The 493-nt window shown below is 61.3% G+C and carries 1 protein-coding gene; it reads left to right on the forward strand.

From position 1 onward, the window contains the following. Nucleotides 1-200: 200 nt before the first annotated feature. Nucleotides 201-493, forward strand: a 293-nt coding sequence (locus tag EOA13_RS37495) for an ATP-binding cassette domain-containing protein (protein WP_127298067.1), incomplete at its 3' end; no start/stop codon positions are given.

Genomic DNA, 493 nt, shown 5'->3' on the forward strand with positions numbered 1-493 from the left:
CCCGATCTGCTTTCAAAGAAAGAGGAAGTCGCCACTCCACGCGCAGCGACCCCCTCTGTCGCCTTCGGCGACATCTCCCCCTCGAGGGGGGAGATTAGCTGCATAGATGAATCAAATTTGCCGGTCAGGCGAAAACTATTCGGTTGCGGTAAGCCGCCGCCCTGCCTACGATTTCAATCAGCATTGAGGACAAAGGCAGGATGCAGCAACCCGGCCGGGCCGCAGAGATCAAGGCAATCGGGATCGGCAAGAGCTTCGGCTCATTCCGTGCGCTGGACGATCTGACGCTCGATATCGGCCGCGGTGAGTTCCTGACCCTGCTCGGTCCGTCAGGCTCGGGCAAGACCACCTTCCTGATGATCCTTGCCGGCTTCATTCAGCCCACCGACGGCCGCCTTTACAGCGACGGCGTCGACATCACCGAGCGACCGGCCGAGCAGCGCGCCGCCGGCATGGTGTTCCAGGGCTACGCGCTGTTCCCACATATGAGTGT

Origin of the sequence: Mesorhizobium sp. M7A.F.Ca.US.011.01.1.1 (genome assembly GCF_003998295.1) — a bacterium.
In the GTDB taxonomy this organism is placed as follows: Bacteria; Pseudomonadota; Alphaproteobacteria; order Rhizobiales; family Rhizobiaceae; genus Mesorhizobium.